The sequence below is a fragment of the Klebsiella spallanzanii genome, assembly GCF_902158555.1.
GTDB lineage: Bacteria > Pseudomonadota > Gammaproteobacteria > Enterobacterales > Enterobacteriaceae > Klebsiella > Klebsiella spallanzanii.
In genome coordinates this window covers 146,409-162,852 of sequence record NZ_CABGGS010000005.1, presented here as the reverse complement: position 1 = coordinate 162,852, position 16,444 = coordinate 146,409, and the positions used below count along the sequence as shown (strand labels likewise).

15 protein-coding genes and 1 pseudogene are annotated in these 16,444 nt (G+C 53.0%); 9 read left to right on the top strand and 7 right to left on the bottom strand.

Features of this window, described 5'->3' with window-relative positions; genetic code table 11:
* The first annotated feature begins 2 nt into the window (after positions 1–2).
* From FN082_RS08180 to FN082_RS08150, 7 genes and pseudogenes are all read left to right on the top strand, one after another.
* A pseudogene (locus FN082_RS08180) lies at positions 3–1,070 on the top strand (HlyD family secretion protein).
* Complete coding sequence (locus FN082_RS08175) at positions 1,060–2,124, top strand: DUF2955 domain-containing protein (protein WP_139539281.1); 1,065 nt, start codon at positions 1,060–1,062, stop codon at positions 2,122–2,124. The pseudogene FN082_RS08180 and the gene FN082_RS08175 overlap by 11 nt, the downstream one beginning before the upstream one ends.
* Before the next feature lie 554 nt (positions 2,125–2,678).
* Positions 2,679–3,047 (top strand): winged helix-turn-helix domain-containing protein, encoded by a 369-nt coding sequence (locus tag FN082_RS08170; RefSeq protein ID WP_139539282.1) that lies wholly within the window; start codon positions 2,679–2,681, stop codon positions 3,045–3,047.
* Positions 3,048–3,245: 198 nt separating this feature from the next.
* A complete protein-coding gene (locus FN082_RS08165; RefSeq protein ID WP_142981405.1) occupies positions 3,246–3,806 on the top strand; it encodes a fimbrial protein in 561 nt (186 codons plus the stop codon).
* A gap of 73 nt (positions 3,807–3,879) precedes the next feature.
* Positions 3,880–4,575, top strand: coding sequence for a fimbrial biogenesis chaperone (locus FN082_RS08160; protein WP_142981404.1), 696 nt, complete (start codon positions 3,880–3,882; stop codon positions 4,573–4,575).
* A gap of 70 nt (positions 4,576–4,645) precedes the next feature.
* On the top strand, positions 4,646–7,165 hold the full coding sequence (locus FN082_RS08155; RefSeq protein WP_142981403.1) for a fimbria/pilus outer membrane usher protein: 2,520 nt from the start codon (positions 4,646–4,648) through the stop codon (positions 7,163–7,165).
* 16 nt (positions 7,166–7,181) lie between these two features.
* On the top strand, positions 7,182–8,372 hold the full coding sequence (locus FN082_RS08150; RefSeq protein WP_142462170.1) for a fimbrial protein: 1,191 nt from the start codon (positions 7,182–7,184) through the stop codon (positions 8,370–8,372).
* On the opposite strand, the gene FN082_RS08145 is transcribed toward FN082_RS08150, so the two are convergent.
* The 4 genes from FN082_RS08145 to FN082_RS08130 form a co-directional block, all read right to left on the bottom strand.
* Entirely contained in the window at positions 8,359–8,628 is a 270-nt protein-coding gene (locus tag FN082_RS08145; protein WP_142981402.1) for a DUF3343 domain-containing protein, read from the bottom strand. The two genes, FN082_RS08150 and FN082_RS08145, sit on opposite strands and share 14 nt — an antisense overlap.
* Complete coding sequence (gene yjiL / locus FN082_RS08140; protein WP_142462172.1) at positions 8,625–9,392, bottom strand: putative 2-hydroxyacyl-CoA dehydratase activator YjiL; 768 nt, start codon at positions 9,390–9,392, stop codon at positions 8,625–8,627. The genes FN082_RS08145 and yjiL overlap by 4 nt, the downstream gene beginning before the upstream one ends.
* A 9-nt stretch (positions 9,393–9,401) precedes the next feature.
* Complete coding sequence (locus tag FN082_RS08135) at positions 9,402–10,553, bottom strand: double-cubane-cluster-containing anaerobic reductase (RefSeq protein ID WP_139539288.1); 1,152 nt, start codon at positions 10,551–10,553, stop codon at positions 9,402–9,404.
* An 81-nt stretch (positions 10,554–10,634) separates the two neighbouring features.
* Positions 10,635–10,874 carry a DUF2164 domain-containing protein gene (locus tag FN082_RS08130; RefSeq protein ID WP_139539289.1) on the bottom strand — a complete coding sequence of 80 codons (240 nt, stop codon included), beginning with the start codon at positions 10,872–10,874 and terminating at the stop codon, positions 10,635–10,637.
* Between the two features lie 357 nt (positions 10,875–11,231).
* Between FN082_RS08130 and FN082_RS08125 the strand changes: the two genes are divergently transcribed.
* Positions 11,232–12,443, top strand: a complete 1,212-nt coding sequence (locus FN082_RS08125; protein ID WP_142981401.1) for a phosphoadenosine phosphosulfate reductase — start codon at positions 11,232–11,234, stop codon at positions 12,441–12,443.
* Entirely contained in the window at positions 12,443–13,069 is a 627-nt protein-coding gene (locus FN082_RS08120) for an IbrB-like domain-containing protein (RefSeq protein WP_142981400.1), read from the top strand. The genes FN082_RS08125 and FN082_RS08120 overlap by 1 nt, the downstream gene beginning before the upstream one ends.
* 12 nt (positions 13,070–13,081) lie before the next feature.
* Here FN082_RS08120 and mdtM read toward each other — a convergent pair whose 3' ends face one another.
* The 3 genes from mdtM to FN082_RS08105 all read right to left on the bottom strand — a co-directional run bounded on the left by mdtM (position 13,082) and on the right by FN082_RS08105 (position 16,443).
* On the bottom strand, positions 13,082–14,326 hold the full coding sequence (gene mdtM / locus FN082_RS08115) for a multidrug efflux MFS transporter MdtM (protein WP_185932111.1): 1,245 nt from the start codon (positions 14,324–14,326) through the stop codon (positions 13,082–13,084).
* Positions 14,327–14,498: 172 nt separating this feature from the next.
* Positions 14,499–15,788, bottom strand: a complete 1,290-nt coding sequence (locus FN082_RS08110) for a DUF445 domain-containing protein (RefSeq protein WP_142981399.1) — start codon at positions 15,786–15,788, stop codon at positions 14,499–14,501.
* Entirely contained in the window at positions 15,781–16,443 is a 663-nt protein-coding gene (locus tag FN082_RS08105) for a LysE family translocator (protein WP_142462174.1), read from the bottom strand. The genes FN082_RS08110 and FN082_RS08105 overlap by 8 nt, the downstream gene beginning before the upstream one ends.
* Position 16,444: the final 1 nt, after the last annotated feature.

Genomic DNA, 16,444 nt, shown 5'->3' with positions numbered 1-16,444 from the left:
CTATGATGACCCCTGAACAGAAGTTTGCCCGTTGGGTAAGGGTGAGTATTGCCGCGTTCCTGGCGATATTCGCCTGGTTTATCGTTGCCGATATCTGGATCCCGCTCACCCCGGACTCCACCGTGATGCGCGTGGTGACCCCGGTCTCGTCGCGCGTCTCCGGCTATGTCTCCCATGTCTATGTCCATAACAACAGCCAGGTGAAGAAGGGCGACCTGCTCTATGAGCTGGACCCGACGCCGTTTATCAACAAAGTTGAAGCGGCGCAGATCGCCCTTGAGCAGGCTAAGCTGAGCAACCAGCAACTGGACGCACAGATCGCCTCTGCCCGCGCCAACCTGCGCACCGCCCAGTACACCGCGCGAAATGACAAGGTTACCCTCGACCGATATCAGCGGCTGAGCACCATGCAGAACGTCTCACAGTCGGACCTGGATAAGGTGCGCACCACCTGGCAAACCAGCGAGCAGTCGGTCAGCGCGCTCAGCGCCAGCATCCAGAACCTGCTGATCCAGCGCGGCGAACGCGATGATGCGCGCAACGTGACGCTGCAAAAGTATCGCAATGCGCTGGAAGAGGCGCAGCTTAACTTCGGCTGGACGCAGGTCCGCGCCGAAACTGACGGCATGGTGAGCAACCTTCAGCTCAACCCCGGACTGTACGCCACCGCCGCCACGCCGTTGCTGGCGCTGGTGAGCAATCACACCGATATCGTCGCTGATTTTCGTGAGAAGAGCCTGCGCCACACCGGCGTGAATACCGATGCGGCGGTGGTGTTTGATGCGCTGCCGGGTAAAGTTTTTAAAGCGCGCGTCACCAGCAGCGATGCCGGGATTCTGGCCGGGCAGGAAGAGGTCAACGGCCAGCTGTCGCAGCCGGAGTAGTCCACCCGCTGGGTGCGTGATGCGCAGCGTATGCGTATTCACGTAGCGCTCGATGAGCCGCTGGACAAGCCGCTGCCCACCGGCGCGCGCGCCACGGTGCAGCTGTATAATAGCGATGGCCCGTTTGCCCGCACATTTGCTGGGGCGCAGATCCATCTGGTGAGCCTGCTGCACTATGTCTATTAACACCCTGGCGCGGGTCTTCACTCCGCACGGCAACATCGTCTACACGGCGAATGATTTTCGCCAGACCCTACGTATCGCCGTCGCCGGAACTATCGCGCTGAGCATTTCGACCTTCTACGATGTGCAGTATGGCGTCTTTTTCGTCGTGTATCCGCTGATGCTGCTGTCGCTGGTGCCGGTATTTAACCGCCACGTGGCGCGGCAGTTTGTGTTTAGCGCAGCGGTGAACTGCGTCGAAATGGTGCTGATCGTCGGCTATCTTTCGCAGTGGCCGGTGATCATGACGTTGGTCGTGTTTGGCCTGTACGTGATGCGCTTTCGCTTTATGAGCCAGGGACCGCTGTTTCTGCTGGGGTCGATGGGCGTGGTGTGTCAGAGCACTATGCTCAACTTTATGAGCTATCCCACCAGCAACTGGCACACGCTGATGTTCTCCAACATGGAGGCCTGCGTGATGGCGGTAGCCCTCAGCGCGCTGCTGAACTACTTCATTCCGGATGTGGAACCGCGCAAACCGCCGCCGCGCATTGAAAAAGATGCCGCCCGTATTCGCCATGAATCGCTGCTTTCCGGCAGCGTGGCGACGATGATCTTTGTGATTTTTCAGGTCTGCGATTTGAGTGATTCCCTGTCGGCGCTGATGGCGGGGATTTTAATTCTCTTCCCGATGCACTATCGCGGCGCGGTGATCAGCTCGATCTGGCGCGTGGTGGGCGTAATGCTGGCCTGTCTCTATATTCTGCTGGTGCAGTTAATTATCTATGATTTCAGCAACCATATGGTGCTGATGATGCCGCTGATTGGCCTCGGTCTGGCGTTTAGCGCCCGCCTGCACGTGATGGAGAAAGTCGGCGCTGGCGTTGGCTTCGCCAGCATTACCACCATCGGCATCATGTTCGGCCAGAACCTGCATCCGGACCAGGACTTGGTGTTCAGCGATCTCTATCGCATCACCTCGGTAACTGCTGCCCTGGTGGTGACGCTGACCATGGTCTTTCTGGTGCATCGGCTGCTGAACTGCTTTACGCCAACGCGGTTTGTTATTACGGAGTGAGGCGTGCTTTGGCGTCAAAATTACCATTCAGATTTGACGTTTGTTTGAAACCTGAGGGGGCGATTTTGCCCCCTAAGAATAATATCCGCGAAGAGAATTTATTTTTTATAAATTATAAATATGTATTTGTGCATGAGATTTTTCTTGTGAATGACTTGTTTTTTGTCACACTAAATAAAATTAGTTCACATTTCTACTTCACAATCTCATTTTTATTTAATTCTTTGTTTTAAAACGAAATTTATATAATTTTAGATTTTTATCCTGATTTTTCAAAAAATAAAGTTTTATGTTTTTAGTATTTTTCGTTACATCTTTAAGATTATTCTTCAATTTTTAAGAGGGTTTGTTTTTGGTTTTACATTTGATTGTGGTTTTTTGTTCTTGTTTTTCGTGATTTGACAGTGTTTATAGCTAAATGTGATGCGGGTTGAGGTTTATTTAATATTAAGATTATAATCACCGAAGAACATTAAGATTATTATTAGTGCGTACCAGGAAATACTTATATTCACTTGATGTATAATTACGGATGATTATATAAGGATATGTGAATGCCATTCTCTGTTTTTGGTTTTCTTATTGATGATGCAATTTTTTGTTTTGATAGCCCACTTAAAATAGTTAACGTTTCTCGTCAGTTACAGAGAGAGAGCCCTATTGTTTTACGTAGTACGATGTCTAATCTTTTATTCTTTCTTCTCATGCAACATCAGAAAGAGATTATTACCGATAATGACATCATGCATCACGTCTGGGATAAAAATGGACTGAGTTCTTCGCATTCCAGATTAGTGCAAGTGATGACGGCTTTAAAACAAAACCTGCAGTTAGCCGGTGTGCAGGATAATATGATTGAGCGAATTGCCGGAAAAGGATACAGAATTACCTCTGGGAATATAAAAATACTTTATCAGCCTTAATTATTAATTGTGATGATATTTAGTCTGTAAATAAATCAGACCTCATGGCCGTTTTGTTAGTAGCTAATATTTTTGTATTGGCACTAATAAATAGTTGACCGTTATGGATAGTCTGCTTTGACGGTTTACCCTCTAGAAAGAGTGCTTATCTATAAATGATGCTCCCTTATCCAGGGATTTTTTAACATGGAGTTAAATATGAAACGTTTATTATTATCTACTGCGGTTGTTTCTTGCCTGGTTGCGGCGGGCGCTCAGGCGACTGATGGGCAAATCAACTTCCAGGGCAAGCTAACCGACGCGACCTGCCAGATCGCTGTTGATGGCGCAGCTTCCCCGGCTACGGTCGTATTACCGACACTTTCAACCGCATCTTTGGCGACTGCGGGCACTACTGGTGGACGTACGCAATTTAATATCGAGCTTTCTGGCTGTACTGGCCTGGTAACCACTTCTACGGCAGCCGCTTACTTTGAAGGTGGTGCAACTGTAGACAGCGTCACCAATAATCTGGTGAATACGACTTCAAGCGGCGCTGGTAACGTCCAGCTACAGTTGGTTGATGTCCAAAGCGATAGCGCTATTAAGGTGGGCCATAACTCGCAGAGTTCAACCAATACTCAGGTTGTTATTCCGAATACTACTGGGGCGAGCACAGGAACGACTATCCTGCCTTATGCTGTTCAATATTACGCGACAGGCGCAACGACTCCGGGGGCAGTAACCAGTAACGTGAATTTTAGCATTAACTATCAGTAAATTTATCGTCATTGGATGACATATGAAATCACCGATGGAAGGAATTCCATCGGTTAACAGGAGGGATTCCGTAATGAAAAAAAGCATTCTCACTATGCTGCTTGTTATAACTGCGGCCTTTCCTGCCTGTGGCTCAGTGGTTATCTCAGGAACGCGCGTTATTTACCCGGCAACCGAGCGGGAAGTGACCGTGAAAATGGAAAATAAGGGGAGTTCGCCGGTACTTATTCAATCCTGGGTGGATAATGGCGATCAAAATTCAACCCCGGATACGGCAAAAGCTCCTTTTTTGCTAACCCCGCCGATTAACCGTGTTAATGCCGGAAAAGGACAGACGTTGCGTATTCGTTTTACAGGCGAAACGTTACCGCAGGATAAAGAGTCTATTTTTTATCTTAACGTTCTGGAGGTTCCCCCCATGGTTAAAGGCGAACTAGCAGAGAAAAACCTGCTATCAATGGCTTTTCGTTCTCGTCTGAAACTTTTCTATCGCCCCAAAAATCTGATTAAAAACGCGAGTGATGCCCCGGAAAACGTTGTCTGGAAGCGCCAGGGAAATAAAGTCACCGCGCATAACGCCACCCCATATCACGTGACGGTAGCCTACTTTTCAGAAGATGAAAAAGGGGAAAAAAATATTGGCGCAGGCGGCATGTTAACGCCAGGTGAAACTCATACCTGGTCGCTGGACCGTGCGACCACCCGCTGGTACCCGATGATTATCAATGACTACGGCGCTCTACGTCCTGTGGATCCTAATAAAAAATAAATTAATTAATGCGGTATTCATTGTGTTATCGCCGCCCTGTAAACAGTAATGGAATAGAACGGGGTTCTTGATGATTCGTTCCTGCTATTTTAAACCGACGCCTCTGGCTGTGGCGTTCTCGCTTGGTTTTAGCCCCCTTGCAATCGCGCAGGACGCAGATGAAGTGCAGTTTAATAGCACCTTTATGAGCCAGGGCAGCCAGAAAAAAATCGATCTGAGACATTATGAACGCGACCAGGCCGTGCCGGGAAAATATCGCGTGGAGCTACGGCTCAACGGTCAGTATCAGGGTTTCCAGGATATTACGGTCAGCGAGAGTAAACCGCCAGCCATAACAGGGGGCATATGTCTGGCGACTGAAACATGGCGTACGCTGCCGCTGAATGTCGAGAAGCTTAGCGAGAATGCGCAATCGCTGCTGGCTAATAGCGCGGATGATGCCTGCCTCTCTATGGCGGAGATTATCCCCCAGGTAAAGTCGGAATTCGATCCTGGCAACCAGGCGCTGGATTTAGAACTTCCAACGCTTTATCTGATTCGTAACCCGCGGGGATACGTCAACCCGGCGCTGTGGAACAAAGGCGTGACGGCAGGGCTGTTGACCTACAATGCGAACTATTATCACCAGCAAAACCGGGGAACGGAAAACGATAGCGCCTATTCGGGGATCACTGCGGGTTTTAACCTGGGGAACTGGTATTTTCGTCACAATGGCAACTGGAGCTGGCAGGATGACGAGGGCAGCCACTATCAGGCGCTCAATTCCTGGGTTCAGCGCGATATTCCGGCGATAAAAGGACGCCTGTCGATAGGCGACCGCAATACCCGCGGCGAGCTGTTTGATACCCTTGCATTTCGCGGTATTCAACTGGCGAATGAAGAGCAGATGCTGCCTGATTCCCAGCGCGGCTATGCGCCTATTGTTCGCGGAACTGCCCGTACGTCGGCGAAGGTGCAGATTCTCCAGCAGGGGCGTTTGCTGTACGAAACGGCCGTTTCGCCCGGCCCGTTTGAAATTAACGATCTCTATCCCACTGGCTACGGTGGCGATCTGCAACTGGTGATTAAGGAAGCGGATGGCTCCGAGCAGCAGCAGACAATCCCCTACGCGGCGACCAGTAATTTACTCCGTTCGGGCACTAACCACTACAGCATGACGATAGGTAAGCTGCGTAAAGATCAGGTGGAAAGCGAGCCTGCTTTCGGTGAACTGACGTGGAGCCGTGGGTTGAACAATTTTTTTACCGGCTATGCGGGTCTTCAGGGTAATGAAGATTATCAGGCGGGTATTGTGGGTATGTCGCTGGGTACGTCCGTCGGGACATTCTCTCTGGACGCCACCCAGGCGCAGGCGCAACTGGAGAAACCGCTGGAGGGCTACGGCAAGCGCATGTCGGGGCAAAGCTATCAGTTGAAATACAGCCAATTCATTTTATCTACCGGCAGTAATTTTAACGTTGCGGCATACCGTTATTCGACCGAAGAGTACCTCGACTTTATGACGGCGATGCAGATCCGCGATGCGCAGAAATATGGCGATAGTACGTGGGATATCCATCGCCCCAAAAGCCGTCTCAGCATCAGCGCCAGCCAGAATCTGCCGGAAGGGTGGGGAAATTTTTACCTCAACGTCTGGCAGCAGAACTACTGGGATAACAATCAAGGTACTGACCGTCAGTATCAGTTTGGTTATAACAATTCTCTGGGGCGAGTGAGCTACGGTCTGAGCATGAGCCGTAACCGCAATGGTGATGGCGATTATGAAAACCACTACCAGTTGACGCTGAGCATTCCGCTCGGCAATACCACGCCTTTTAGCCAGATGTCGATGAACCTGAATCACGATCCGGGCGGCGTGGTTCGCGAGCAGCTAGGGCTGAGCGGTACGGCGCTGGAAGATAACTCGCTGAGCTATGGCTTGTCGGCGTCCAATAGCAATCATGGGGGGGCAACGAGCGGTTCGCTGAATACATCGCTGCGCAGTTCGCTGGCGATGCTCCAGGCGCAGGCGGGAACGGGTAAACATTACAGCAACTACTCTTTTGGCATTAGCGGCGGCGCGGTTGCGCACAGCGGCGGCGTCACGCTGACCCCCTATACCGCCGACACCATGGCGTTAGTTGAAGCAAAAGGCGCGCAGGGCGCGAAAGTGAGCGGTTATTCAGGCATTACCGTCGATCGTTTTGGCTACGCTATCGTCCCTTATCTGAATGCTTATCAGAACAACCTGATCGAAATTGACCCGAAAGGTATTTCAGAGAGCGTTGAGCTGGAAAATACCAGTCAGAAAATTGCGCCTTATAGCGGTGCGGTGGTCAAACTGCGTTTTGATACCGTGCAGGGACAGGCGGTGATGATTCGTCTGGTCAATAATCACGATATTCCATTTGGGGCCGATGTGCAGGATGCGGAGCAAAACGTGGTTGGCGTGGTAGGCCAGGGGCAACGTATTTTTGCCCGCCTTGCTCATATTTCAGGCCAGCTGCGGGTGAGCTGGGGAGATAGCAAAGAGGACTCCTGTACCATCAATTATTCACTTCCGGCCTCTTCAGGGGCGGAAATTATCAACATGAATGCCGAATGCCGCTAACCTCCAGGGAGGGTTAATGATGCCGATGAAAAGCTGGCTACGATGGGGATTAGCGGGATTATTACTGCTGCCGTTTGTTTCGTCCGCTTCGATTACCTGTGCGAAAAATTATTCTGGCCGTACGTCTTATATTGAAAAAAGTGTCTCGGTATTAGGCAAAGGTACGACGGTTTCGGCGTTACGCGATTTGCCTGTGGGATCGGTACTTTACAGACAGTACATTTATGATGCCGATACGCAGCTCATCGGTGTCGATGGCTGTATTTCGAACGTGTCTGGTGGGGAATATATTAAGCTGGTCCATGCGTTAAATATTGAAGGGGCGCTGCCTGCGATCGTTGGCCAGTATCGGGGATTTAATGTTTACAGTACGGGGGTTTCCGGCATTGGGATGGTTGTCACCGTTACCTATAATAATAATTCAACATCGTTATTTGGGTTACCGGACTCCTCCACTCTGCAAACGAAAATCTCTGATGTGGAAGCCACGCCTTTTGGCTCGGTGTATACCGATCAGGCGTTTGAACTTCTGCTGGTTAAGGTCGGGGATATCTCTCCGGGGGTCTGGTCGGTGGCGTTCAACTACCCGGCGATTACTCGCTCTGCTCAGGCGACGAACACGACTGATATGACCAGGGACTACGGTTACCGTTGGTATATTTCTGGTTCAGTGAATGTCGTTGCCGGTACCTGCCAGACGCCGGATGTCACGGTGCCCATGGGAGAACATTCGATTGCGGAATCGACGACCACCGAATGGGTGGATTTCAATATCAATCTCCTGAACTGCCCGCCGATGTACGGACGCTACAACCGTAATGCATCGGACTCTTCGTCGACGGCGGTGATTCGCTGGAGAAGTTCGACCGACTATACGATAGGCGCGCCAGACATGGCTAATAGCATTGGATTTTTGCTTAATCCGGTCAGTGGCTATCAAACGCTGGCGACGGGCGGCGAGTGCGCAGCGCTGACTGATGATACCGATATGGCAAAAGGCATGTGTCTTGAGATACAAAATCGCGAAAACGTGAATGTGTTGACCAATTCGAAAGCCAATACGCTGACCGACTCGGGACTGACGTTACAGCAATCCACCGCCAGCTACGCAATACCGCTCAAAGCGCGCTACGCCCGCAACAATGAAAGTACGCTGCGGGCAGGTAAGGCCGATACGGCGGTCGAATTTACGCTTAACTATCAGTGAGGTTTGTCGTAGATGGGAGCGCATGGAGGAGCATAAAAGCTCCTTCATCGACACGGTAAATCGCTTCCGTTTCACCTGCAACAACCCACCGCTGTTCCTCACCGGGTTCACAGCTCAGATAAATGCACAGTCCGCAGCCGCCGCGCAGCTGGCGCGGAATGTCCTTCACCCGGAAGGTCATTCCCGCTGCCTGCAAGGCTTTGCGGGTGCGCACCACGCCCACCGTTGAGTGAAATAAAAACAGATATTCCGTCATCTGCGGCTCCTTTGACGTAAACCGATCAGCGCTGCACCGATCGCTCCGGCGAACTGGGCGTCGGGATGGGTATGTACCGCCATGCCGACGTGGCCTTCCAGCATTCGCGCGAACGCCGCACAGTGGCTGACGCCGCCGGTAAACAACAGCGGGCCCTGCGCCGACAGACGACCAATAAAATTGGCGCTACGCCGGGCCATGGCGTTGATCACTCCGGCGAGAATGGCCTCCGGCGGTACCCCGGCTGAACGCAGGCTGATGACCTCGGATTCGGCGAACACCGTGCACATGCTGGTAATCGCATGCGGCTCGACGCCTTCGGTGATGCTGTCGAGCTGTTCGACGCTGGCCCCGAGGGTGCGCGAGATAACCTCCAGAAAGCGTCCGGTGCCCGCTGCGCATTTGTCATTCATCAGAAAGTCGGTGAGGTTGCCGTCATCATCCAACTGGATAACCTTGCTGTCCTGGCCGCCAATATCGATAACCGTGCGGGTCTCCGGAGCGAGCAAGCGCGCGCCGAGACCGTGGCAGGAGATCTCAGTTACCTGTTTATCGGCAAAGTCCACCAGTTGGCGACCGTAGCCGGTTAAGGTTAAAAACGGGCGTTCATCCAGCCCGGCGCAGAGCGTTTCCCACGCTTCCACGATGGCATCGGCGGGGCGAAATGGCGTCGGGCAGAGAAAACGGCGTTGTATAGCGCCGTCCTGGAGCAGAATGCCTTTGGTGGCGGTGGAGCCGGAATCAATCCCTACGGTAAACGTCACTCATGCCCCCTACAGCATTTCAATAAAGGCCGCGACGCGGGTGCTGAGCTGACCGATATCCGCTGTCGAATAGTCGGTCTCAATGGCGATATAGGGAATGTTGTGCTGATTGCGCACGTGGCGCTTAATCGCCAGCGATTCCACCGCGTAGGTGTGGCAGGCCTGCAATATCACATCTACCACGCCGTCGGCCTGGTACTCTTCTACCATCTGGCTGAGCAGGGTTAAGCGCTGGTCGTTCGGCGAGATGCAGGAGCAGCCGATGGCGAGGTATTTGTCGGTCAGGGCGTCGTAAACATCACCGGTTTCTTCGACGCAACGCTCGGTGGCTTTGGCGCCGGTGCAGTTTTCAAAACCGACCACCCAGCCGCCGTTGTCCTCAATCGCTTTCACCACTTTTTCCGCCGCGCCACCTATCGGGCAGCCAGTGATAAGAATGCGCGGTCGCGCTTCCAGCCGTTTGCCCTCTTGCCATTCCTGGCGAACCCGCTCGGCCATGCTGTTGAGTTCGTTAATCAGCGCCTCTTTGTCGAAGCGGAAAGTTGCGCCGTAGACCACTTTTAAGATATCGCTGCCGCTGAGCGCGGGTGGGTTGAGCTGCCCGACGCGATAGAAGTTCGCCAGCGCCCGACGTTCACGGTTCTTGAGGATAATTGCCTCGCGCAGCGCGGCTTCGGTAATGGGCGTGCCGAAGCGGTCTTCTACCGCCCGTTGCAGGCGCAGGATTTCTGCTTTCCACAGCGCCCGCGAGGCGTCGTCGTTGGCGCTGTTAGGTAGCTGCATGACGTGCACGGCTTTGAATTCGGCCATGTACTCATACATTTTCTTTTTGCCGTCGCAGGTGGTTTCGCCCACGACGAGGTCGGAAAAGTAGAAGTAGGGGCATTTGTCGGTTTTGCCAAAGCCGTAGCTGCTTTTAATCAGCGGACAGAGGTTGCGCGGCAAATCCTTTTCCGCCTCTTCGATAGTCTCGTCGGAGGTGGAGCACAGTGAAACGACTACCGCCCCTGCGGCCAGCGGGATCTCCTGCGGCATAAAGGTGCAGTAGGTGCCAACCAGCGGGATATTTTGCTCTTTAAGATCCATGACCGTAAGAAAGCCCTTCTGGCGGGCTTCGGAGAACTGGTCAAAAATGGCGGGTAGATCGGTGATAAGCGACATGATTTCCTTCCCCGTACACGGGAGATGATGAAAGAAGCCGCATTATAACCATGAAAACTATGCGTGTTTATTGATCTCCCGCTAGTAGACTTTTTTCAGATCCATCTCTTCCTGAATCCGATCGCTCCAGGCAACGTGAGTCGCAATCGCTGTATCAATCCCGGCGTTATAAAACATCGGCCCCAGTTCTTTTGCGATAAAGTCGACAAAGAATTCGGCGTCAAATTGCTCCAGCTCCAGTTCAAAATTCTCTTCGCAGTATTTACACAGCTTCTCGCGCAGAAGATCGCGTTGTGCCGGGCTGAGGTCTATATCGCTCATATCGTTCCTTAATAAATATCGTCATCTTTAAACTGGTCTGGAATTATATCTAATTCTGGAAAGACGGGGGGTGTTTTTGGCCAGAAATGATATTGATAAAATAAATCAGGTGGTAAGTGTGATCAAGATCACACTCTTTTGCATTAAATGAAGAGAATAAGGCCGTTTCTCATAACGTTATGAATTTAAATGGGATAATATGATTTTCTGATGTGAATAACATTTAGTTGCGCTCGCTTTTTTTCAGCATGTTGGTATCTGGTTGAATAATCTATGGACCTGATTTACAGGTTATTTTGTTTACGGAATTTATTGATAAGTACATTCTGAAGGCGATTCATTTATCAGGGGTGAAGGATGAAACGCGTAAAACTGAATATGAATGTTTTTGACGCTGCTCTGATGCGCCTGGATTGGGTGTTTGATACTTTCGAGCAGGTTTGTTTATCTTTCTCCGGCGGTAAAGATTCAACGGTATTATTTCATCTGGCGGCGGTGGTCGCGCGTCAAAAAGGGAAAAAGTTTGCGGTATTGTTCGTGGATTGGGAAGCGCAGTATTTATTAACTATCCAGCACGTGCAAAATATGAAAAACCGCTACCAGGACGTGGTGAGCCAGTTCTACTGGGTGGCGCTGCCCATGACGACGGTGAGCGGCGTATCGCAGCATGAGCCGGAATGGGTTGCCTGGCGGGCCGGAGCGGAATGGGTGAGGCAACCGCCCGATGACGCGATCACCGGTGCCGGTTTTTTTCCTTTTTATCAGCCCGAAATGACGTTTGAAGCTTTTGTTCCAGCGTTCTCGCACTGGCTGGCAGCGGGCCGGAGTCTCGCTTCGCTAATCGGTATTCGTACCGATGAGTCGCTGCATCGCTATATGGCGCTGACCTCGCCAACTAAACTGCGTTTTGAGGAGGATAAGCCCTGGACGACCGCCTCGCCTGAGGGGTTCAGCTATACCTGCTATCCGCTCTATGACTGGCGTACTCGCGATATCTGGATTTTTAACCACAAGTCGAGACTGCCCTACAACCCGCTTTATGACCTGATGCATCGCGCCGGAGTACCGCTAAAGAATATGCGCGTCTGCGAGCCTTTTGGCCCTGAGCAGCGGCGCGGTCTATGGCTGTATCACATTCTGGAGCCGGAGACGTGGGAGCGCATGTGCCGACGAGTATGCGGCGCACATAGCGGCGCGATTTACGCCAACGCCAGCGGCGACTACTTTGCTCTGAAGACGAAAATCCGCAAGCCCGCGCACTTTAGCTGGCGTGAGTATGCGCTCTTCCTGCTCGACAGCATGCCGGAAAAAACCGCTGAACATTACCGCAATAAAATCGCCATCTATCTACACTGGTACCAGACCCGTGGTTTCCCCGACGATATCCCCGATGAGCAGGAAAAAGATCTCGGCTATCGCGATGTTCCCTCATGGCGGCGGATTTGCAAAACGTTGCTGAAAAACGATTTCTGGTGCCGAATGCTGTCATTCAGCCCGACGCAGCCTAAGCACTATGAACGGTACTGTCGGCTTATGAGCAATAAACGTAAAGAGTGGAGGACGCTCTGATGTCACCGGATGTGGCTAAAACAGTGATCGAATATCTTGAGTCGTTTGACGATCTTGACCTGAAAATCAAAGCGATTAACGAGCTGAAGAGCCTGATTCATCAGCACAGCCCGTTTTGTCGCGAACCGGTTGACTGCGTGCTGTGGGTCGAATCCAAAACGGTAGAGGCAAATGACTATAATCCTAACGTGATGGCGACGGTAGAAAAGAAACTTCTGGAGCGATCCATCGAACTGGATGGTTTCACCCAACCGGTGGTGGTGGCCTACCAGCAGCGGCGGCATCTGGTCGTGGATGGTTTTCATCGCCACCTGATTGGTAAGACGCGCCCGGAGCTGAGTCGACGCCTGCATGGCTATCTTCCGGTGACCCTGATTAATGCTGAACGCGAGGGGCAGAAAGAACGTATTGCCGCCACGATTCGGCATAATCGCGCCAGAGGAAAGCACCAGATCGCGGCCATGTCGGATATCGTCCGCGATTTACACCGTCAGGGATGGGACGATCGGCGCATTGGCGAAGAGCTCGGTATGGATGCCGATGAAGTGCTGCGCCTGAAACAGATCAGCGGCCTGACGGAGCTATTCGCCGACGAGAGCTTTAGCGAAGCCTGGACCGTGGAGTAGCGCGCCTTGCTATTACGGCTCTTGTGCCAGCGCAGTTTCCGGGCGCTGGCGGATCCGGCTTAACAACCCTGCCAGACAAAATGCAGCAGCGATCCCTGCCGCAACGCCCAGCAGATGGAAAGGTAGTCTGCCGCCGTGAAACCACAGCCAGCGTGCCGCTTCGATGGAGAGCGCGCTGACGCTGAGGATCACGATGTTCAGCGAAGCGGAAACGGTGCCTTTTGGTAGATCGTTAGAAAACAGGGTAAAGCGGAACAGCGTCGGGAAAACCAGCCCGATGCCGAAGGCATAGAAACAGGTGCCCAGCACCGACCACAGCCAGACGTGCGGCCACAGCAGATTGCCGAGGATCAGCATGGCCAGCCCGGTCATCTGGATGGGTACAGCGTGCCAGATAAAGCGCGGGCGGGCGGGGTCTTTTACCCAGCGCGCCACCGACAGGTTGGCGATAATGACGGAACTGAATATTGGCACCTGGGTCCAGGCGAACTCAGCGGTGGTCAATCCGCCATCGTCAATCAGGATAACCGGCGAGACCGCAACCCAGCTCATCAGCGGGATGTAGCTCAGCGAGAGCGTGGCGGCGCCGAACAGAAAGATGCGGTTGTGAAAGACATCGCGGAAATCGCGGAGCACGCCGCTGGCGCTAAAAGGAACCTCGCTGCGCCGCACGGTTTCCGGCATATTCAGCAGCAGTCCCAGCCAGGCGATAAACCCCATTGCGGCAATAATCCCGAACAGCACTTTCCAGTGGACGAAGTGCATTAGCGCCGCGCCCGAGAGCGGGCCGATAATCGGCGCTATCAGCACGATCGAGGTAATAATCGCCATCAGCTTAATGCCTTTTGTCTGGCCGAAGGCCTCCTGTATGGTGACGTAGCCGACCGTGGCGATAAAGCAGATGCTGGTGCCCTGAATAAAGCGCACGGCGAGAAACTGCTCCATCGAGGTGGTGAACAGGGTCGCAAAGCAGGCAAGAGTAAAGATCAGCGCGCCGGTCAGCAGCACCGGGCGGCGGCCAATACGGTCTGAAAGCGGTCCTAGCAGCCACTGTAGCGCCATGCCGCCGGCCATATACAGGCTCACCGATGCGGGGGCCAGCGCCACGTCAGCGTTGAAATCGCGCACCACATGGATGATACCTGGCTGGATAAGGTCGGTGGTCAGATAAGCCGCGAAATCATACAGAATCAGCGCTGCCGGGAAGAACAGCGTGGCGGAATGGCGGGCGAAAAAACGGGATATCCATTGCAACATCAGTGGGCTCCTTGTTGAGTTTTGCGCGATAAAACAGCGATGCACGCTTAACCGGCGCGCACTATTCCAGCACTTCACACTGCAATAAATTTAGGGTCAACAGAAATATCCATACCTTTTCAGGTGTTAATTTATATTTATGATAAATATGTATTTGAAACAATCATTTATATTAAATATGGAGGTGCAGCAGTGACGGTATTTGTGAAAACAGCCATAGCACCAGACCGATAGTGCCGCCGACCAGCGTACCGTTGATGCGGATAAACTGCAGATCTTTACCAATGTTCAGTTCGATCTGCCGCGACATGTCGCGTGAGTCCCAGCTTTTGACCGTATCGCTGATATGACGGGTCAGGAAGGCCGCAAACTCCGGGGCCACCCGATGCGCCGCCTGTTCAAGATGCTCGTTCAGCGACTCGCGCAGCGCCTCATCGTGGAGCAGCGTTTCGCCAAACCACTGCCCGGCTTCGGCAATGCGCTGCTTAATGCGTGAATCCTCGCGATTAACGTCGTTTTTGATCCAGCCGCGCAGGTCGGCCCACACCTCGCCAAGATAGCGATTAAAAGCCTCGTCGTTTTTTAGCCATGCCTTGATGTTATCTGCTTTTTCCGCCATCTGCGGATCGGATTTCAGGCTGTCGATCAGCTTGAGTGCAGTGCGATCGAAGGCCTGGCGAATCTGATGCGTGCGATCCTGAGTCACCTCATCAAGCAGCGTATTGACCGCGTCGGTGACCATTTCGGCGCTGTGTTCGCCCAACCATTCGGTGGGCAACAGTTTAGCTTTTAGCGGATGTTCGGTCTCCAGCCAGCGGACGATCCCACGGGCAATAAACGCCCGCGAACTGTCGCGCTGTAGTAGAGCGATGAGCTGGCTAATCAGCGAATCCAGCAGCTTCTGATGGCGGTTGTCGCGGGTTAGCCCCTCCAGCATCATGGCGCTGGTTTGGGTTAAATCGACCTTATCAATGGCTTTGTGCACCGCCCGACGCAGCAGGCGCTGGATGCGCGCATCGTCGGTCAGTTCCAGAAAGCCGCTCATGACCTGCAACAGGTGCTGACCGACCCGGCGAGCGTTATCCGGCTGGCTGAACCAGTTGCCGAGCATCAGCGCCGGTTCATAGCGGCGGATCAGCGCGACCAGCGACGGAGTATCGAGAAATTTCTCCTGCACGAAATAGCCAAGATTATCGGCAATCCGGTCTTTATTGCGCGGGATAATCGCCGTATGTCGAGAAACGAACGGCAGCGGAATACGGCGAAATAGCGCCACCACCGCGAACCAGTCCGCCAGCGCGCCGACCATTGCCGCTTCGGAGATAGCCTTCAGCGCACCGACCCACGGCGTTGGCGGCAGCACGAGGGTAGTGATAAAAATAGCGACTGCAATCAGCAGCAGCGAGAGCGCCAGCAGTTTGGCGCGTTTCAGTTCAGCGAGTTTTTCCATAAGGTTAAGCATATAGCTTGATGGCGGCCTCGTGCAAAAACTGCCACACAATCCAGCAGCCAAAAGCCATCAGCACGCCGCCGGCCGCCCGCTCGACTCGCCAGACGACGGCGGACAGACGACGCTGCACTGACGGTAGCGCAATCAGCGCCACCAGCAACAGATCCCATATCAGTACGATGCTGGTCATCCACACCCCGCTGACGGCCTGCTGCACCAGGGTGACGTTCGGCCCCAGTAGCGACGTCATCAATGCGAGATAAAATAGCGCGTTTTTCGGATTCAGCAGTGAAGATCCGAGCCCCAGAAGAAGCTGTCTTACCAGCGAAGGACATGAAGCTGAGGCGCTACGTAAATCCAGCGTTGTCGGGCGGCTTCTTAGCAGCAGACTGCCAATCCACAGCAAATATGCTGCACCGAGCAGTTCAATCAGCGTAAACAGCAGCGGCGCATGGCGCAGGAGCCCCCAGCCGATAATCGCCAGCATAATATAGAGACCGTTTCCGGCGGCAATGCCGATACACAGGCCGACGCTGCCGCGCAGACGATAGCGGATGGCGTAGCCCACCAGCAGGAAAAAATCCGGGCCGGGGCTCAGCAGGGCGACGAAATGGGAAAGCGCCAGCGCGGGGAAGGCGGGAGGAAAGAGCGTAGCGAGTATGTCCATA